Source organism: Actinosynnema sp. NPDC037264 (genome assembly GCF_055603705.1).
In genome coordinates this window covers 226,795-243,967 of the sequence record NZ_JBVJVK010000007.1, presented here as the reverse complement: position 1 = coordinate 243,967, position 17,173 = coordinate 226,795, and the positions used below count along the sequence as shown (strand labels likewise).

Below are 17,173 nucleotides of genomic sequence, written 5' to 3'. Positions count from 1 at the left end.
CCGGCTCAGTACCGGAGCAGCGCCCGCAACCGCGCCTTCAGCGGACGACGGGCCAACCCGGACCGCACCGCCCGCACCGAGGCCCACGCGTGCACCCGCGCGTCGACCGGCGCACCCGACCACATCGTGGCGTCCACCGCCATCGCCAGGCCCGACAACGCGTCCACTGTGGACCGGTCGACGACCGGCCGCGCTGCCACCGCGGCGTCCCGGACCGTCATCGCCGACGTCACCGCCACCCCGTGCCGCCGCAGGCGATCCCGCACCTCGGCCCACGCGTCCGCCACCGTCCCGGAACGCCGCCGACGCCACGACCGCACCCCGGCGACCAGCGGCACGCCGACCAACCACCCCGCCGGCGGCACGACGACCAACCACAGCAACGCCCCCCACGGCACCCGCACCGGCGGGGCGACGTCGCCGGCGCCCGGTGGCGGCAGCACGGGCGGCGCCAGGTCCTCCACCGGCGGCAGCTGGTCGCGCGCCTCCTCCGTCACCTCGGCCAACCCCGCCGAAGCCGAGGACACCCGCGCCGACCCCGTCGGGTCCAGCGCCACCCACCCGACACCGGCCACGGCCACCTCGGGCCACGCCATGGCGTCACCGTTGCGCACCACCGACTCGTCACCAGACCCGGCGAACCCGACCACCAGCCGCGCCGGGATCGCCAGCAGCCGCGCCATCGCCACGTAGGCCGCCGCGAACTGCTCGCTCGTGCCGCGCTTGTCGACCAGCAGGAACCGCTCCAACTGCGGCCAACCGTGCCCGGTCGGCAGGTCGCCGGACGTCACCAGCTCGTACTCGCGGCGCATGAACTGCTCCAGCACCAACGCCGTCTGGAACGACGACCGCATGCCGGCCACCGCGTCCCGCGCCACCGCCTCCACGCCGGCCGGCACCGCGCCGACACCGGCGAACCCGCCCGGCGCGGCCGGGTCGATCGCCTTGCCCATCAACGACACCGGGTCGACCCGCGGCTCCCACCACGTCACCGTGTACGTCGAAGGCCGCTCCGCCAGCAACGTGCCACGCGCGGGGTCGACGAGCGCGTCCACCCCGTCCACGGCGGCCGGACGCGGCTGGCTCGGCAGCCAGGGACCGCCCATCGACCCCAGCAGCTCCACCCGCGCCGACCGGGTGACCGAACCGCCGACGTCGTCCGGCAGCCCCGCGCCCATCCGCCGCAGCTCGCCGCCGGGCGTCCAGTTCACCCCGTCGAACTCGTCCAGCACCGCGATCGGCCACCGGTCCACGGGCTCCGCGTCGGCCGACGCGTACTCGAACACCGGCGTAGACGGGTCGGCCAACCGCGACGCCACCAGGTCCAGCGGACTGGCCACCCGCGGCGACGCGAGCGGCGCGGACTCACCCGTCCGCAACGACCAGGCCGGACCCGTAGACACCGCACCCAGCGCCACCGCGCCGACGACGCCCAGCGCGACGGCCGCCCACGGCACGTCCCGCGCCACGACCACCACACCGCACGCCGCGAACGCGAGCGCCGCCAGGATCGCCGCCACCCCACCTGCCGCCGCGTAGGCCTGGCTCAACACCACCACGCCCAACGCGGGCACGAGCGAGACCAGCGGCGCGCGCAGCCGCAGCAGCAGTTCGACCCCGAACACCGCGGCGGCCAGCACCAGCAGCGGCACGAACACGACGACCTCGGGCTCCGGCCGCGCCGGCCACGTCGTCTGCAACGCCAGGCGCCACGACCCCGTCACGCCCGAGAGCACCGCCGACGGGTCGGCGCGCAACGCCACGAGCAGCCCCGCCAGCCCCGCCACGGCCGCCGCCACCGCACGCCACGCCTCACTCGACCGCAACCACAACGTGACGCCCAACGCGGGCAGCAGCGCCGCGCCGACCGGCAGCAGCAACGCGCCGACCCCGAACACCGGCCCGAACAGCAGACCCGCCACCGCGGCGGCCGCGTACACGGCGACCGATCCCCGCACGACCACGCTCACCCCACCGCCTCGTTCCACCGCCGCACCGCCCGTTCGGCGTCCGGCGCCCAGATCACCCGCGCGTCGGCGACCTCGCCGGGACCGCCGAGCGAGAACACGACATCGGGCCGCAACGGCGCGATCGCGTCCAGCGGACCCGCGGTCACCACCACCAGGCTGCCGGGCGGACGGGACGGCAACGCCGACCCCGGCCGCACGTCCAGCACGCACAGCTCGTCCATCAACCGCCGCGCGCCCACCACACCGCCCCGCACCGTCACGTCCACCCCGCACGGCGTCAGCAGCCGGCCGTGCCGACCGGCGACGACACCCGCGTGCAGCAGGGACGCGGCGATCTCCACGGCCTCCTCGAAACCCTTGGCGTGCCGGGTGTCCAGCAGCAGCGTGAACCGCGGCTGGTCGGGGTCGGCGTAGTCGCGCACCATCAGCTTCCCGGTCCGCGCGGTCGCCTTCCAGTGCACCAGCCGCACCTCGTCGCCGGGCACGTACTCGCGCACCTCGCGCAGGTCCAGCGAGCCGCGCGGGGACTGGTCGGTGGTCGGGCCGTCGTGGTGGTGCCGCCGGTAGCCGCCCGCGAACGGCCGCGCCGGGTGCAGCCGGGGGTGCACCCACAGCGTCACCGTGTCGCCGGTGTCCACCAGGTTGCGCACCAGGCCGAGCGGGTCGGCGCGTTCGATCGCCAGCGGGCCGACGGTGTGCCTGCCGCGCGACGTGGTCGGCAGCTCGTACCGGTACACCGCGTCCGCCCGCACGACCACGGCGCGCACGTGCGGACCGCACCGGTCCCGCGCGGTGAAGCCGCCGCCCGCGTGCCGCACGTCCAGCCGCGCCAGCGCGGGTTTGCCGCGCTCGACCCGGTCGGGGTAAACGTCACGCCGCACGTCGACGCGCGGACGACGGGCCGCGACGAGGAACGCCGCCAGCACCGCGCCCACCGACAGCCCGGCCAACGCCTGGAACAACGGGTAGCCGGCCACCAGACCGCCGACACCGCACAGCAGGGCCACGACGAGCACGGCGACGCCGCGCCGGGTCAACCGCACCGGTCAGCCCGCCGCGAGCGGTGCCGCGACCGTGCCGAGCACCTCCGCGACCACCTCGGCGGGCCGCCGCTGGTTCAGCTCCGCGTCGGGCGTCAGCACCAACCGGTGCGCCAGCACCGGCTCGGCCACGGCCTTGATGTCGTCCGGCGTCACGAACAGCCGACCCTCGGTCGCGGCCAACGCCTGCGCCGCCCGCACGAGGGCGATGCTGCCGCGCGGGCTCGCGCCCCAGCGCACGGCGGCGTGCTCCCGGGTGGCCGCCGCGAGCCGCACGGCGTACTCGACGATCGCGGGCGCGAGGTGCGAGCCGCGGACCTCGGTGATCGCCTCGCGCAGCGCGGGGACGTCGATCACCGGTTCGAGGTCGTCCGGCCCGACCCGCGCGGCGTCGCTCATCACCACCAGCACCTCGGCGGCCAGGTCCGGGTACCCGACCGACAACCGCATCAGGAACCGGTCGAGCTGCGCCTCGGGCAACCGGTACGTGCCCTCCATCTCGATCGGGTTCTGGGTGGCCACCACCAGGAACGGGTGCGGCACCTCGTGCGCCGTCGAGTCGACCGTGACCCGCCGCTCGCTCATCACCTCCAGCAGCGCCGACTGGGTCTTCGGCGTGCCCCGGTTGACCTCGTCGGCCAGCACCACGTTGGCGAACACGCCGCCGGGGTGGAACTCGAACCGCTCGGTCTTCTGGTGGTACACGGTCACACCGGTGACGTCGCCCGGCAGCAGGTCGGGGGTGAACTGGATGCGGCTCCACGTGCCGCCCACGCTGCGCGCCAGGCAGCGCGCCAACGTGGTCTTGCCCAGGCCGGGCACGTCCTCGACGAGCAGGTGCCCCTCGGCCAGCAACGCGGCCACGGCCAACCGCACCACCTCGGGCTTGCCGCGCACGACGCGCTGCACGTTGTCCGCGATGGCCTGGTACGCCCGGGTCGCCTTGGGCGCGGTGGGGTTGGGCGCGGTGGGGTTGGGCACGGTCACCGGTCCTCCCAGTACAAGCGGTTCGAGGTGACGCCACCGGCGACCACCCACACCTCTTGGCCGACACCGCTGAAGGCGAACCGGCTGGTCGTCTTGTTGCCCTGCGCGTCGGTGCGGGTGCCGTGGCCGGTGTTGAACTGTCCCCACTTGGTCGAGTAGGGGATGATGTCGTAGTCGGTGTTCGGCGCGAACCCGCGCATCTCGATGTGGATCAGCGAGCAGTCCGGTGGTTCGCAGCCGTCGTTGCTGTCCGCGCCGCGCGAGATCGTGATCGTGGGCACCTGGAACGGCGTGGCGCTCGCCTGGGAGCCCGGACCCCGGCCGGCCGAGTTCTGGGCGGTCACGGTGAACGTGTACGCGGTGCCGTTGGCCAGGCCGTTCGCGGTGAAGGCGCGGGTGCCGCCGCCGACCGTCTGCGCGCCGCCGTTCCACGAGACGTGGTAGGCCGTGACCGGCGCGCCGTTGTCCGGAGCCGCGCCCCAGGCCAGCGACGCGGTGCCGTTGCCCGCGGTGGCGGTCAGGCCGCTCGGCGCGCCCGGCGGGCTGGCCGGCACCACCGGCGGCGGTGGCGGCGTCTGCCGGCGGGTCGGCTGCTGCGAGGTCGGCAGCGGGGCCTGTGGCTGGGTGCCGACCGGCTGGTCGGTCGTCTGGGTCGTCGTCTCCGTCGGCGACTGCCCTCGGGACGCGGACAGCTGCGTGCCGTTCACCGGCACCGGCGTCACCTTGCCCTCGGGGTCGACGATGAGCACGTGCTTGCCCTCGCCGCTCTCGACGTAGACGCGCGTGTCGTCGCCCTTGGTCAACCTGGGCGTGCCGCGCTCGGCGGGCACGGGCGTCTTCTGGTGCTTGCCGCCGGTGCTGTCGTAGGTGTGCAGCGTGCCGTTGCGCTGGTCGAGCACCGCCACGGTGGTGCCGGTGGTCAACGGCGCGGTGTAGTCGCCCGGCTCCAGCTGCACGACGACGGTCTCCGCCGGCGGGCGGTCGCCGACCACGTCCGCGCTGTCCACCAGGTGCAGCTTGCCCCTCGGGTCGAGCACCGGCACGCGGCCCGCCACGTCACCGGGGCCGATCTTCGCGTCGTCGGGCACGTCCGCGCCGAGCGGCCTCATCCGGCTCATGTCCTCGGCCAGGTGCATCGTGTCGGACGTGGTGTCGACGAACACCGGCTTGTCGGCGACGACGGACAGCCCGCCCGTGTGCCCCTCCGCCACCGTCGCCGGGCAGGACGGCGCGGTGGTGCCCGGCGACAACCGACACAGCCGGCCGCTCTGCTTGTAGTGCAGCCACACCGTGCCGTCGGGGGTGGCCACGGGGTTGCCCAGCGGCTCGTTGGTCGAGATCGGTTCCGCGTGGTCGGTGCCGAGGCGCACCACCTTGCCCGCCTCGCGGTAGACCAGGTACGGGCCGCCCGCGACCTCCAGCGCGACCGGCACCTCGTCGTCGGTCGGCGCGGCGGTGGTCCCCTCCACCCGCAGCGTCGACTTGCCGAACTCGGTGTACTTGCCGCGCCCGACGACGTAGCCGCTGGTGTCGCTCTGCACCACCAGGCTGCCCCGGTCGGCGCCCGGCACGGCCACCTCGGCGTTGACCTGCTTGGTCGAGCCGTCGACGTGGAACACCTTGCCCAGCGCCGAGTTCAGCACCCAGTGCCCCGGTTTCAGGAACTCCAGCTCCGGCACGCCGGACGCGCCACCGATGGCCAAGCCGACCACGGTGAGGCTGGCCGCGGTCAACAAGGCGACCGGCGCCCGGCCACGCCACTTCGCGGATATCCCCATAACACCGACCCCCTAGTCTGCGATCACGTAGCGTATGGCACCCGATACAGAAACGGTCCAGCCCTTGTCTCGTTCCCGGTTCCTGCTGCTCCTCGGCGTGCCGGCGCTGGTGGTGGTGCTCGTCCTCGCGGTCGTGCTGACCGGCGAGCGCGACGTCCCCGTCGCCGAGCTGCCGCCGACGCCGACCGTCGTCGCCACGCTCAGCCTGGAACCCCGGCTGCCCGAGGCGGGCGACGAGGTCGTGGTGCGCGCCTCGGTCGCCGCCGACCGGCCGATCACCGTGCGCGCGCTCACCGTCCAGGTGGTGCAGCGCTCCACCAACACCTCGCACGACTTCGACGAGATCCGCGACCACGCGATCGGCACGACCACGCAGGAGATCGCGTTCCGGCGTTCCTTCGACAGCCCCGGCCGGTACACGTACTACCTCGCGTACCGGTTGGACGACGACTGGGTGCGGCTCAAGCCGTGGGAGACGTTCACGGTCCGCTGACCGGCAGGGACAGCTCGAAGATCGCCCCGCCCTCCTCGGCGTTGTAGACCCGCAGCGTGCCGCCGTGCGCCAGGGCGACCCAGCGCACGATCGCGAGCCCGAGCCCGGCGGACGCGCCGGAGGTGGTGAACCGGTCGAACACGCGCTCGGCCGCCTCCGGGTCGATGCCCGGCCCGTTGTCGGCCACCGTCACCCGGCCGCCCGCGACGGTGATGTGCACCTTCGCGTCGCCGTCCGGGCGGCGACCGTGCCGCAGGGCGTTGGCCAGCAGGTTGCCGATCGCGCGTTGCAGCAGGGTCGGGTCGGCGTTGACCATGGTCGGCGCGGCGGCGACGGTGACCTCGACGTCCGGCGCGGGCGTCTCCTCGACCACCACCGCGACGAGCTGGTCCAGCCAGATCGGCTGGATCGCCAGGTGCTCGACGCCCGCCGCCAGCCGGGCCCGGACCAGCAGGCCGTCGATGATGCCGCCCATCCGCGCGGCCAGCCCCACCGTGCGCGGCAGCAGTTCGGCGTGCTGGTCGGGGTTGCGCATCGCGGTCTCGGCCAACGCGCGCAGCGCGGCCACCGGTGTTCGCAGGTCGTGCGCGGTTTCGGCGAGCAGCACCTCCTGCTGCTCCAACGCCGCAGCGGCGGGCCGGATCGCGCGGCCCGACAGCACGTGCCCGGCGAGGCCGAGCGCGATCACCAGGACCAGGCAGCCGCCGACCACGCGCCACACCGTGCCGAGGTGGCGCGCCCGTTCCGGGGCGAGGTCGGTGTAGGCGACGATCGCGCCGACCACCTCGTCGTCCGCGGTCTTCACGGGCTGGGCGCGGACCCGCAGGCCGTCCTTCGGCCCGGTCACCAGGACTTCCTGGCTCACGGCGGTGGTCGCGAGGGCGCTGAGCACGCCCATGTCGGCGTTCACGCAGGTGCGTTCGCTGCGGTGGCTGCCGAACTCGCGGGTGGCGCCGCCGGAGAGGATCACGAACTGGGGGCAGTTGCGGTTCACGGGGTCGCCCACGAGGTCCGCGGTGATCAACGAGTCGTCGTAGTCGATGAGCCTGCTCACCACGTCGGTGACGCGGTGCAGGTCGGCGTCCAGCTTGTCGATGCCCTGCTCGCCGTCGTTCTGGATCACCAGGATGGCGAACACCAGCAGCCCGGCGGTGTTCATCGCGGTGAACAGCACGGTGAGCAGCCGTCGCAGGCTGCGCAAGCGCGCCGCGGAGCCGCTCGCGCCGCCGCTCACGCGGCGCCCAGCCGGTAGCCGTGCCCGTGGACGGTGTGGATCAGCTCGGGCCCGTGCAGCTTGCGGCGCAGTCTCTTGATCACGGCTTCCACCACGTTGGCCATGGGCTCGTCGTCCCAGCAGTGCTCGATCAGGTCGGTGCGCGTGACCACCTGGCCGACGTGCGCGGCGAGGTACTCCAGCACCGCGAACTCCAGGCCGGACAACGACAGCAGCACGCCGGCGCGGCGCACCTCGTGCCGGATGCAGTCCACCTCGAGGTCGGCGTGGCGCAGCACGGCCGGCCGGCCGACGCCCGCGCGGCGGCACAGCTTGTGCACCCGGGCGGTCAACTCCTCGACGGCGAACGGTTTGACCAGGTAGTCGTCGCCGCCGTGGGCGAAGCCCGCCACCCGGTCGCCGACGGTGTCCCGCGCGGTGAGGAAGAGCACCGGCGTCGTCCAGCCGCGTGCGCGTTGTCGCTGGACGTAGTCGATGGCGTCGTCGTCGCCCAGCATCCGGTCGAACACCACGCACGCGTAGTCGGTGCGGGCGAACGCGCGATCCGCGGCGGGGACGTCGGCCGCGGTGTCCACGTCCAGCCCGGCGCCGCGCAACTCGGCCGCCACGGCGACCCGGAGGTTCTCGTCGTCCTCCACCACCATCACCCGCATGTCATCAGAACCTCATGTGTCGTGACGGATCGTTCGTGGCGTGATCTTCCGAGTCCTCGGCCCGCAAGACGGGCCGCGCAAGCCCGCCACCCTGCTGGCCACGTTGCTCCTGCACGCTAACGCCTGGGTCAGCCTAGAGGAGCTGATCGACGAGATCTGGCAGGAACAGGCCGTTCCGCCGTCGGCCTCGCGGAACGTGCGCACCTACGTCTGGCAGCTCCGGCAGGTCGTGCCCGCGGGGCGCATCGACGCCAGGCCGCGGTCCTACCGGCTGCACGTCGCGCCGGGCGAGGTGGACGCCGACGTCGCCCGTGCCCTGCTGGACCGGTCCGCTCGGGTGAGCCCGCCGGAGGCCGTCGACTGCCTGACGTCGGCGCTGGAGTTGTGGCGGGGAGCGCCGTTCGCGGAGTTGCGGGCGGAGACGGCGTTGGCGGCGACGGCTTGGCTGCGCGAACTGCGGTGGGAGCTGCGGGAGCGGCTGGCGGACGCGTACGCGGCGGTGGGCAGGCACGGCGAGGCGATCGCCGTGCTGCGGACGTTGACCGCGGAGGACCCGTTGCGGGAGGCGGCGTGGGCGCGGCTGGTCCGGGCGCTGCACGCGGCCGGTCGGCGGGCGAACGCGCTGTCGGAGTACCAGCGGGTGTGCGACTTCCTGGCCGCCGAGCTGGGTGTCGAGCCGGGGCCGGAGCTGGTGCGGGCGCGCCGGGAGGTGGCCGCGTGATGCGGGGTCGTGCTCGCGGTGCCGGTGTTGGTGTCTGTGTCGGTGTGGGATGGACGGCTGGGCTGTTGTCGGTGCCGGGCCGCGGTTCGGGGGCGGGTGGCGGTGTGGCACGCGGTTCGGGTGGCGTGGTCCGCGGGCCCGGCGTTCGTCCTGCCCGCTCGAACCGGGTCCGGGTGTCGGGGGGATCGCGATGACCAGGTTCGTGTGCGCCCAACTCGCCGTGCTCGCGGTGCTGTTCGGGGTCGGATCGCCCTGGCCCGTGGCGGTTCCGCTGTGGGTCGCGGCGGCGGTCGTGCTGGTCTCGGCGTTGGGCCGGTGGCGGCGGCGGTGGGTGTCCGAGTGGGTCGGGCGGTACGTGGCGTTCCGGGTCCGGCGGCGGCGCAGCGGGGGGTTGTTGGAGGTCGTCGCGCCCGGCGCGTGGGTGGAGGGGGACCACGTGCACGGGCCCGGCGGGGTGGTGGCGGTGTTGCGACCGCGGCTGGCCGCTCCCCGCGTGCTCGCCGGGCTGGCCGGGCCGGACGTCCGGGTCGTCCTGCACGTCGGGCGCGGCCAGGTGCGGCGACCGCGGGCCTGGGTCGCGGTGCAGGCGAAGCGGACGCCGGAGCTCTGGCACGACGACGAGGTGGTCCGCGTGCTCGGCAACTCGACCCGCCGCACTCGCCGCGAGCTGCGCCGCCGCGGCGTGACCACCGACCTGCTCGCCGAGGAGGACCTGGTCACCACCATCGCCGCGCTCGGTCACGTGACCGGGCACCGCGAAGTCCGCGAGGACTGGCGCTACTGGCACAGCGGGCCCGTCGCGCAGGCCTGCTTCCGGCTGCCCGGCACGACCGCGCGCGCCGCCGTCGACTGGCTGCTCACCGCCGCGCCCGGCGTCGCGGTGACCGTCGCCCTGACCGCGGACGACGCGGTGCTGCGCATCGCGGGAGCCGCCGAAGCCGCCGTGGAAGCGGCCGTCGGCGTGCTCTCCGCACACGTACGACTCGAACGACTGGATGGACTGCACGCCCGGGGCGTCGCCGCCTCGCTGCTCATCGGAGGTGTCCTGTGATCAAGGTGTTGCCGACCGGCGTGGACGCGCTGCTCGCCAAGGCCCGCGCGGAAGTCGTCGTGATGGCCACCGGCGGGATGTCGTTGCGCCGGATCGACCAGGCCAACCTGCGGCGCGGCGTGCGCTACCGGGTCCTGCTGCCCGACGCGCTGCGGCCCTCCGCGCTGGCCCTGGCGCCGTGCGACGTGCGCACGTTGCCGCAGGTCCCGATGGACGCGGTCGTCGTCGACGGTGTCGCGGCCGTGCTGCCGGCCGACCAGGGCGTCGCGGTGTTCCGGCTGCCCAGCGTGGTGCGCGCGGCGGTCGAGCTGTTCGAGCGGGTCTGGCCGGAGGCGGTGGCCGCCTACGACGTGGCCGACGACTGCGAGCTGTCCCGGCGCGAGCAGGAGCTGCTGACCCTGCTGTTCGCCGGCAGCACGGACGAGGCCGCCGCCGCCCGGCTGGACGTCTCGGTCCGCACGGTCCGGCGCATGGTCGCCGACATCATGAACCGCCTCGGCGCGCGCAGCCGGTTCCAGGCGGGCGCGAAGGCCGCCGACCGGGGCTGGCTGCTGCAACGCGCCGGGTGACTACGGTGGTGACGTGCGCATCCTGGTGACCGAGGACGAGACGGACCTGCTGTTCGCGGTGGCGGTGTCGTTGCGGGGCGCGGGTTTCGCGGTCGACACGGCGGCGGACCTGGCGAGCGCGGACGAGGCGCTGGCGGTCAACTCCTACGACTGCGCGGTGCTCGACCGCATGGTTCCCGCCCGCGGCACGTCGGGCCGCGTCGACACCCTGGCCTACGTCCGGCAGGGGCGGCGGTCCGGGCTGCGGGTGCCGGTGCTGTTCCTCACCGCGCTGGACGGCGTGGGCCACCGGGTGGAGGGCCTGGAGGTCGGCGACGACTACCTGGTGAAGCCGTTCGCGATGGAGGAGCTGGTGGTGCGGGTGCGCCTGCTGTGCCACCGCCGCGAGATCGAGCGGCCCGCCGTGCTGCGGCACGCGGACGTGGAGCTGGACGCCGGCGCGCGCCAGGTGCGGCGCGCCGGCGTGCTGCTGACGTTGACCCGGCGCGAGTACCTGGTGCTGGAGCTGTTGCTGGCCAACGCGGGGCGGCCGGTGTCGCGCGCCGACCTCATCCGGCACGCGTGGGACGAGATGGCGCAGCCCGCGACCAACGTGCTGGACGTGCTGATGGCCGGGCTGCGCCGCAAGCTGCGCCAGCCGCCGCTCATCCACACCGTGCGGCAGGTCGGCTACCAGCTCGGCTGAGCCGCGTCACCCGGTGACCAGCCGCACGACCGCCGTCCCGCCCGTGACGCCGACCATCTGCACGGCGAGCACGCCCGCGCGGGGCTCGGGCGGCGGGGACGGCTTGTTCGAGCACGACATGCCGCCGCCACCGGGCACGAACGTGGCCGTGCAGTGCCCTTTCAGCGAACCGCTGCCACCGCCGATGGCCGACGTCAGCTCGAACTCGATCCCGTCCGCCAGCACCGCGCGCACCGCGAACGTGCCCGGCCCGGCCGCCCCGCCCAGCGGGATGTCGACCGGGCCGGACAACGCCACCTCGCACGTGCCGTCCGCGCACGCCGCGTAGTTCGTGCCGTCCGCGGCGGTCGGCGCCGGCGGAGTGGTGGTGGTCGTCGTGGTCGTGGTGCTGGTCATCGGAGCGGGAACGGCGGTGCCTGACACGGTGTCGCAGCCCGCCGTGGCCAGCGCGGCGAGCAGCCCGCCGGCGAGCAGCAGCCGGTCCACAGCGGAGGGTGTCATGCCGTCAAGCGTGGCAGGTTCCCCGCGACCTCCCCCGCCACGGCCGGAACCTGCCAAGCCGCACGGTCCGAGCGGCGCGCCCACGAGTCCACAGTGGACTCCGCGACCGTCCGCGACGCCGCACCCGACCCGCGGTCACCCCGCTGGTGGCGGGGTGAGCCCGGCGGCGCGCAGGAGCGCCACGCCGAGGTGCAGGTCCTGCAACGCGATGCCCGAGCTGTCGAACACCGTCACGTCCTCGGGCGACGTCCGACCCGCCGCACGGCCCGCGAGCACGTCGCCCAACGCGGTCGGCCGGGCGTCGGGCACGTGCTGGAACTCGCCGATCGCCGCGGACTGCGCGGGCCAGTCGCAGAACAGCCGTGCGGACGCGAGCAGCTCCACCGGCAGCTCCTGCTTGCCCTTGCCGTCGGAGCCCATGCTCGCCACGTGCGTGCCCGGCCGCACCCACCCCGCCTCGAACAGCGGGGCGCGGGCGGTCGTCGCCGTGACGATGACGTCCGCCGACCGGCACGCCTCCTCGGCCCCGGTCAGCACCGCCGGCAGCCCTTCGGCCGCCAGGTCGGCCACGAACCGCGCACCCCGGCCGGCGTCACGCGCCACCACGTGGACGACCGCCAGGTCGCGCACGCGGGCCAGCGCCACGCACTCGTGCCACGCCTGCGGACCCGTGCCGAAGACCGCCAACGACCGCGCGTCCGGCCGGGCCAGCACGTCGGCGGCCACGGCGTCGGCCGCGGCGGTGCGGAACGCGTTCGCGAAACCCGCCTCGATCACCGCCGCGATCCGGCCGGTGGACTGGTCGAACAGCAGGATCACCGAGTTGTGCCGCGGCAGCCCGCGCTCGGTGTTGCCCGGCCAGTAGCTGCCGATCTTCACCCCGGCCGCCCGCGCCGCGGCGGCCGACTTGACGGTGAACCGGTTGGCGGGCGAGGACCCGTGACCGACCACGGCCGGGAACTGCACGCCGCCGTCCGCCGCCTCCAGCAACGCCGACAGGGCGGCTTCGTAGGCCAGCTCCCGGGTCACCAGCGCGCGCGTTTCCTCCTCCGACAGGAAGATCACCAGCCGTTCACCCGCTCCCACGTCGTGCCCGCGTCGCCGGCGAGCCGGTAGGCGTCGTGCTGCGCGGCCGTGGCGCACGCGTGGTTGGGCAGCACGCGGACCTGCGTGCCGACCGGCAGGTCGGGCAGCGGCCGGTCGCTGCCGGGCCGCATCGCCAGGGTGCCGTGCTCCTGGCTGGCGTCGGTCATCAGCAGGTCCTCGAACGGCGGGCCGTCCAGCGGCGCGACGAGGCCGTAGCCCTGGTCGACCGGCTGGCGGGACGTGCCGCGGTCGCGCGAGGTGGCCATCCAGCCGCCGTCGGTCATGATCCGGCCCGGTCGGTGGCCGATCACCGTGACCACGACGGACAGCGCGAGGTCGGCCACCGAGCACACGCCGATGCCCGCCATCACCAGGTCGAAGAACACGAAGTTGCCCGCGCGGACCTCGGTCACGCCGGTCAGGTCGGTCACGGCGTGCGCGGTCGGCGTCGAGCCGATGCTCACCACCGGGCACGCGTGCCCCGCCGCGCGCAGGTCCTCGGCCACGCGGACGGCGGCGGCGCGTTCGGCCTCCGCCGCCTTCACCAGGGCGTCGCGGGTGTAGCAGAAGTACGACTCGCCGGCGTGGGTCAGCACGCCGCGCAGTTCCGCGCCGTCGAGCGCGGCGGCGATCTCCGCGACGTCGGGGGAGCCGGGCAGCACGCCGCCCCGGTGGCCGTCGCAGTCGACCTCGATCAGAGCCGGGATCACGATCCCGGACGCGGCCGACGCCTCCGCCACCGCACGGGCCTGCGCGACGTTGTCCAGCAGCACCACCAGGTCCACGCCGCGCCGCCGCAGCGCCGGCACCCGGTCCAGCTTGGCCGGCGCGATGCCGACCGCGTAGACGATGTCGGTGAACCCCGCGTCCGCGAACGCCTCGGCCTCGCGCAGCGTCGAGACCGTGATGGGGCCCGTGCCGCCGTCGAAGACCAAGCGGGCCACGTCGACCGACTTGGCCGTCTTCACGTGCGGGCGCAGGGGGGTGGCGAGCGCGTCGAGGTGGGCGCGCAGGCGGTCGACGTTGCGCCGCACCTTCGCCTCGTCCACGAGCAGGTAGGGGGTCATCGCTCCTCATCGGTCGGTTCGGTCCGGCACGCGGCCAGGTCGGCGTAGAGGGAGGCGCGCGAGATGCCGAGCCGTGCCGCGACCTTCGGCGCCGCACCGCGCAGGTGGAACACGCCACGCCGGTCGAGGGCGCGCAGCAGGCGCAGGCGCTCGGGTCTGCCCAGGCCCGCCACCGGTTTGGCCAAGGCCAGTTCCTCGGCGCGCACGACGGCGTCGACGACCTCCTCGACGTCGTCGCTGAACGTCGTGGTCGTCGGCGCGCCGCCACCACCGGCCAGGTCCGCGAGCAGGTCGCCGACCTGGCGCAACGCCGTCACGTCCAGGTTCACGCACAGCGCGCCGAACACCGTGCCGTGTTCGTCGCGCAACGGCATGGTGGACGACTTGACCAACCGCCCGTCGGGCGTGCGGGTCAGGTAGTTGAGCTCGTCGACCGCCTCGTCGCCGGCGGCGAGCACGGCCAGCCCGATCTCGCTCATGGCCCCGCCGACGCGCCGCCCGGTCACGTCGCCCGCCACCGCGACCACCGAGTGGTCGGGCTGCCGGTAGTCGTGCAGCACCACCTCGCACGACCGCCCGAACGTCGCCGCCAACCCGGGCACCACGCCCTTGAGCGCAGCGAGGATCACGTCCGCCGTCATGCCCGCAGTCTAGACACAAAGTCCGGCTTCTGGACACTCTGTCTGAGCCGGCCGGTTGCGGCCACGGCGTGGGGAGCGGTGCGAGCGCGCCCTAGCGTGCGTTCTCATGGCGGCGGACGGCGAGGTCAAGCGGGTTCAGGTGTGGGCCGGGCCGACCGGCTTGCTGCTGGTGGCGTTGCTGTTCCTGGTGCTGCCCATGGCGACGGCGTCGTGCTCGCTGCCCGCCGACCTCCCGGAGGGGTCGGGAGCCGTCAGCGTCTCGGTGTCGGGCGCCGACGTGGTCACCGGCGGCGATCCCGACTTCTCGGTCAGCGGGGTGTTCGAGCTGTCGCCGGAGGCGAACGCGGGCATGGCGAGCGAGGCGGCGCCGAGGGGTGCGGTGCGGGTGTGGGGCATCGCGACGGCGGTCGTGATGGGCCTCGGCCTGTTGACCATGTTCGTGCGCGTGTGGAGGCTGCGGGCGATCCTCACGGCGGCGGTCGCGTCGGTGGCGGCCGCGCTGCTGGTGGCCACCGAGGTCGCGCTGGTGGGCCGGCTGGTCTCGCTGGCGGAGCAGGAGGCGACCTGGCTGGTCCACCTGCCGTCCGCGCGAGGCGTCGACGTGGTGGGCCGGGCGGGCGAAGTGGTCGGCACGGCGGTGGGCTTCTGGGTCGCGCTCGCCGGACTGGTGCTGGTGGCCGGCGTGAACGTGGTGCTGCTCGTGCGCCCGGGGCCGCCACCGCTCCCGGGCGGTGGCGGCCGGCTCGGCCTCGGCGGGGCCGGGTAGCCGCGCGTCAGCAGCAGTGGTCGCCGCGCCAGGCCTCGCGGCCCTCCTTGACCGCCACGGCGGCGATCACGAGCGCGGCCAGTGGATCCGCCCACCACCAGCCGAGGGTGCTGTTGAGGACCAGCCCGGCCAGCAGGACGGCGGACAGCCACGTGCACAGCAACGTCTGCTTGGAGTCGGCGACGGCGCTCGTCGAGCCGAGCTCGCGGCCCGCCGTGCGCTGGGCGCGCGAGAGGACCGGCATCACGACCAGCGAGACGGCGGCGAGGACCATGCCGACCGCGGAGTGGTCGGCGGCCTGAGCGCCGAGCAGGGCGCGGACGGACTCGACCGCCACGTAGAGCGCCAGCGCGAAGAACGACAGGGCGATCACGCGCAGCGCGACCCGTTCCCTGGCCTCGTGGTCCTTGGCGGAGAACTGCCAGGCGACGGCGGTGGCGGAGGCGACCTCCACCACGGAGTCGAGGCCGAAGCCGATCAGCGCGGTCGACGAGGCGATCGTGCCGGCGCTGATCGCGATCACCGCCTCGACGACGTTGTAGGTGATCGTGGCGGCCACCAGCAGGCGGACCCGCCGGGTGAGCGCGGCGCGGCGGTCCGGCGCCAGGACCGGCTTCGGCTCCACGGCGCAGCAGCCGTCCGCGCACGTGGACGTCGGCGTGGGTGACGTCTCGGCGGTCATCGCGCGACCACCGCGTCGTCCACGCAGTCCTGCGTCGGGTCGACGGCGAGGACCACGTCGAGCAGCTCGCCGATGGCGCGGGCCAGGTGCGGGTCGGCGATGTCGTAGCGCACCTGCCGACCCTCGTAGGTGGCCACGACGAGCCCGCAGCCGCGCAGGCACGACAGGTGGTTGGAGGCGTTGGACCTGCTCAGGCCCAACTGCTCGGCCAACCGCGCCGGGTAGCCGGGACCGTCCAGCAAGGCGACCAGGATGCGGCACCGGGTCGGGTCGGCCAGCGCCCGGCCGAGCCGGGCGAGCGCCGTCTCGCGCCTTTCACACGTCAGCACCAGCAGAACTATACAGCCTCCGCTGTACTTTCAGGGACGGGCTCCGAGCCCGTTCGCTGGGCGGGGATCTCGTCCAGCGGCGCGTGCAGCAACGGGTTCGCCTCGGCCAGCAGCTCCCGCGCGTCGCGCAACCCGGCGGCGATGCGGTCGCGCCGGGCGCGCAGCTCGTCCACCCGTTGCCGCGCCTCGGTCACGATCCGCCGCGCGTGCTCCTCCGCCGCGCGGACCAGCTGATCCGCCCGCGCCCGCGCGGCGGCCTCCTGGGCGGCCAGTGCCGCCGCCGACTCGGCCCGTCGCGCGGCCATCGCCAACTCGAAGTCGACCCGGACCTCCTCGCGCACGGCCGCCGCCCGCTCGTCGAGCTCACGCCGGCGCCGCTCGGCCTCCCGCGTCTCGGCCAGGATCCGCTCACCGGCCTCCCGCATCGACCTCCGGTGCTCGGCCTCCGCCTGCCGCCGCTGCGCGTCGAGCTCGGCGACGAGCCGTTCCGACCGCTCGCGCGCCCGCGTCGCGGCCCGTTCCGCGGTGGCCCAGTGGTTCTCGGCGACGGCCCGCGCCCGCGCGGTGATCTCGGCCGCCTCCTCGTGCGCGAGCTCCGCCATGCGCCGCAACCGCTCGGTGAGCGCGTCCGGTTCGATCGGCGTGCGGGAGATCCGGTCGACGTGCTCCCGCAGCACGCGGATCTCCGCGCGGGCGGTCTCGAGTTGGCGGGCGAGGTCGTCGGCCCGGGCCTCGGCCGCGTCGCGATCCACCGCCAGCACGCGGAGTTCGGCTTCGACGCCCTCGACGTAGCGCCGCACGTGGCCGCGGTCGTACCCGCGCCACACGACGTCGAAGTCCGCCCGCAACGGCACCAGGTCTCCGTCCACCGCCACCACCGCTGCACCTCTCCCGTGATCGACGTCATGTTCGCGGCGGTG

At 74.6% G+C, this 17,173-nt stretch carries 19 protein-coding genes; 6 read left to right on the top strand and 13 right to left on the bottom strand.

What is annotated here, in order from left to right; translation table 11 throughout:
* Positions 1 to 5: 5 nt before the first annotated feature.
* Genes ACZ7GX_RS12050 through ACZ7GX_RS12035 form a run of 4 tightly spaced genes read right to left on the bottom strand, consistent with a single transcriptional unit; the run spans position 6 to position 5,775 of the window.
* Entirely contained in the window at positions 6 to 1,970 is a 1,965-nt protein-coding gene (locus ACZ7GX_RS12050) for a transglutaminase TgpA family protein (protein WP_498775662.1), read from the bottom strand.
* A complete protein-coding gene (locus ACZ7GX_RS12045) occupies positions 1,967 to 3,013 on the bottom strand; it encodes a DUF58 domain-containing protein (RefSeq protein ID WP_498775660.1) in 1,047 nt (348 codons plus the stop codon). Before ACZ7GX_RS12045 ends, ACZ7GX_RS12050 begins: the two co-directional genes overlap by 4 nt.
* Positions 3,014 to 3,016: 3 nt before the next feature.
* Positions 3,017 to 3,991 (bottom strand): AAA family ATPase, encoded by a 975-nt coding sequence (locus tag ACZ7GX_RS12040; protein ID WP_498775697.1) that lies wholly within the window; start codon positions 3,989 to 3,991, stop codon positions 3,017 to 3,019.
* Positions 3,992 to 3,993: 2 nt separating this feature from the next.
* Positions 3,994 to 5,775 carry a fibronectin type III domain-containing protein gene (locus ACZ7GX_RS12035; protein WP_498775658.1) on the bottom strand — a complete coding sequence of 594 codons (1,782 nt, stop codon included), beginning with the start codon at positions 5,773 to 5,775 and terminating at the stop codon, positions 3,994 to 3,996.
* 64 nt (positions 5,776 to 5,839) lie between these two features.
* Between ACZ7GX_RS12035 and ACZ7GX_RS12030 the strand changes: the two genes are divergently transcribed.
* Positions 5,840 to 6,268, top strand: a complete 429-nt coding sequence (locus ACZ7GX_RS12030; RefSeq protein WP_498775656.1) for a hypothetical protein — start codon at positions 5,840 to 5,842, stop codon at positions 6,266 to 6,268.
* Here the strand turns inward: ACZ7GX_RS12030 and ACZ7GX_RS12025 are convergent.
* Together ACZ7GX_RS12025 and ACZ7GX_RS12020 are read right to left on the bottom strand one after the other, a co-directional pair.
* Complete coding sequence (locus tag ACZ7GX_RS12025) at positions 6,255 to 7,502, bottom strand: sensor histidine kinase (RefSeq protein WP_498775654.1); 1,248 nt, start codon at positions 7,500 to 7,502, stop codon at positions 6,255 to 6,257. The two genes, ACZ7GX_RS12030 and ACZ7GX_RS12025, sit on opposite strands and share 14 nt — an antisense overlap.
* Complete coding sequence (locus tag ACZ7GX_RS12020) at positions 7,499 to 8,155, bottom strand: response regulator transcription factor (protein WP_498775652.1); 657 nt, start codon at positions 8,153 to 8,155, stop codon at positions 7,499 to 7,501. Before ACZ7GX_RS12020 ends, ACZ7GX_RS12025 begins: the two co-directional genes overlap by 4 nt.
* 40 nt (positions 8,156 to 8,195) lie before the next feature.
* On the opposite strand from ACZ7GX_RS12020, the gene ACZ7GX_RS12015 reads away from it, so the two are divergent.
* The 4 genes from ACZ7GX_RS12015 to ACZ7GX_RS12000 all read left to right on the top strand — a co-directional run bounded on the left by ACZ7GX_RS12015 (position 8,196) and on the right by ACZ7GX_RS12000 (position 11,181).
* Complete coding sequence (locus ACZ7GX_RS12015) at positions 8,196 to 8,876, top strand: AfsR/SARP family transcriptional regulator (protein ID WP_498775650.1); 681 nt, start codon at positions 8,196 to 8,198, stop codon at positions 8,874 to 8,876.
* Positions 8,877 to 9,066: 190 nt separating this feature from the next.
* Positions 9,067 to 9,927, top strand: coding sequence for a type VII secretion protein EccE (locus ACZ7GX_RS12010; protein WP_498775648.1), 861 nt, complete (start codon positions 9,067 to 9,069; stop codon positions 9,925 to 9,927).
* Entirely contained in the window at positions 9,924 to 10,496 is a 573-nt protein-coding gene (locus ACZ7GX_RS12005; RefSeq protein ID WP_498775646.1) for a helix-turn-helix transcriptional regulator, read from the top strand. The genes ACZ7GX_RS12010 and ACZ7GX_RS12005 overlap by 4 nt, the downstream gene beginning before the upstream one ends.
* A 13-nt stretch (positions 10,497 to 10,509) precedes the next feature.
* Complete coding sequence (locus tag ACZ7GX_RS12000; protein ID WP_498775644.1) at positions 10,510 to 11,181, top strand: response regulator transcription factor; 672 nt, start codon at positions 10,510 to 10,512, stop codon at positions 11,179 to 11,181.
* A gap of 6 nt (positions 11,182 to 11,187) precedes the next feature.
* On the opposite strand, the gene ACZ7GX_RS11995 is transcribed toward ACZ7GX_RS12000, so the two are convergent.
* The 4 genes from ACZ7GX_RS11995 to ACZ7GX_RS11980 form a co-directional block, all read right to left on the bottom strand.
* Complete coding sequence (locus ACZ7GX_RS11995; RefSeq protein WP_498775642.1) at positions 11,188 to 11,682, bottom strand: hypothetical protein; 495 nt, start codon at positions 11,680 to 11,682, stop codon at positions 11,188 to 11,190.
* Positions 11,683 to 11,817: 135 nt separating this feature from the next.
* Positions 11,818 to 12,747 carry an ornithine cyclodeaminase family protein gene (locus ACZ7GX_RS11990; protein WP_498775640.1) on the bottom strand — a complete coding sequence of 310 codons (930 nt, stop codon included), beginning with the start codon at positions 12,745 to 12,747 and terminating at the stop codon, positions 11,818 to 11,820.
* Positions 12,744 to 13,835, bottom strand: coding sequence for an alanine racemase (locus ACZ7GX_RS11985; protein ID WP_498775638.1), 1,092 nt, complete (start codon positions 13,833 to 13,835; stop codon positions 12,744 to 12,746). Before ACZ7GX_RS11985 ends, ACZ7GX_RS11990 begins: the two co-directional genes overlap by 4 nt.
* On the bottom strand, positions 13,832 to 14,476 hold the full coding sequence (locus ACZ7GX_RS11980) for a helix-turn-helix transcriptional regulator (RefSeq protein ID WP_498775636.1): 645 nt from the start codon (positions 14,474 to 14,476) through the stop codon (positions 13,832 to 13,834). The genes ACZ7GX_RS11985 and ACZ7GX_RS11980 overlap by 4 nt, the downstream gene beginning before the upstream one ends.
* Positions 14,477 to 14,582: 106 nt before the next feature.
* Between ACZ7GX_RS11980 and ACZ7GX_RS11975 the strand changes: the two genes are divergently transcribed.
* Positions 14,583 to 15,242 (top strand): hypothetical protein, encoded by a 660-nt coding sequence (locus ACZ7GX_RS11975; protein WP_498775634.1) that lies wholly within the window; start codon positions 14,583 to 14,585, stop codon positions 15,240 to 15,242.
* A 7-nt stretch (positions 15,243 to 15,249) separates the two neighbouring features.
* On the opposite strand, the gene ACZ7GX_RS11970 is transcribed toward ACZ7GX_RS11975, so the two are convergent.
* Genes ACZ7GX_RS11970 through ACZ7GX_RS11960 form a run of 3 tightly spaced genes read right to left on the bottom strand, consistent with a single transcriptional unit; the run spans position 15,250 to position 17,128 of the window.
* A complete protein-coding gene (locus ACZ7GX_RS11970; protein WP_498775632.1) occupies positions 15,250 to 15,924 on the bottom strand; it encodes a cation efflux transmembrane domain-containing protein in 675 nt (224 codons plus the stop codon).
* A complete protein-coding gene (gene cmtR, locus ACZ7GX_RS11965; RefSeq protein ID WP_498775630.1) occupies positions 15,921 to 16,253 on the bottom strand; it encodes a Cd(II)/Pb(II)-sensing metalloregulatory transcriptional regulator CmtR in 333 nt (110 codons plus the stop codon). The genes ACZ7GX_RS11970 and cmtR overlap by 4 nt, the downstream gene beginning before the upstream one ends.
* 8 nt (positions 16,254 to 16,261) lie before the next feature.
* The gene (locus tag ACZ7GX_RS11960) at positions 16,262 to 17,128 is read right to left on the bottom strand and encodes a hypothetical protein (protein ID WP_498775628.1); all 867 of its coding nucleotides are present in this window, start codon (positions 17,126 to 17,128) and stop codon (positions 16,262 to 16,264) included.
* Positions 17,129 to 17,173 lie beyond the last annotated feature (45 nt).

Excerpts from the sequence above, each read along its gene's own strand:
- ACZ7GX_RS11975 (WP_498775634.1), top strand. The coding sequence starts at position 14,583 with ATGGCGGCGGACGGCGAGGTCAAGCGGGTTCAGGTGTGGGCCGGGCCG.
- ACZ7GX_RS11970 (WP_498775632.1), bottom strand. The coding sequence starts at position 15,924 with ATGACCGCCGAGACGTCACCCACGCCGACGTCCACGTGCGCGGACGGC.
- ACZ7GX_RS11980 (WP_498775636.1), bottom strand. The coding sequence starts at position 14,476 with ATGACGGCGGACGTGATCCTCGCTGCGCTCAAGGGCGTGGTGCCCGGG.
- ACZ7GX_RS12035 (WP_498775658.1), bottom strand. The coding sequence starts at position 5,775 with ATGGGGATATCCGCGAAGTGGCGTGGCCGGGCGCCGGTCGCCTTGTTG.
- ACZ7GX_RS12020 (WP_498775652.1), bottom strand. The coding sequence starts at position 8,155 with ATGCGGGTGATGGTGGTGGAGGACGACGAGAACCTCCGGGTCGCCGTG.
- ACZ7GX_RS11995 (WP_498775642.1), bottom strand. The coding sequence starts at position 11,682 with ATGACACCCTCCGCTGTGGACCGGCTGCTGCTCGCCGGCGGGCTGCTC.
- ACZ7GX_RS12010 (WP_498775648.1), top strand. The coding sequence starts at position 9,067 with ATGACCAGGTTCGTGTGCGCCCAACTCGCCGTGCTCGCGGTGCTGTTC.
- ACZ7GX_RS11985 (WP_498775638.1), bottom strand. The coding sequence starts at position 13,835 with ATGACCCCCTACCTGCTCGTGGACGAGGCGAAGGTGCGGCGCAACGTC.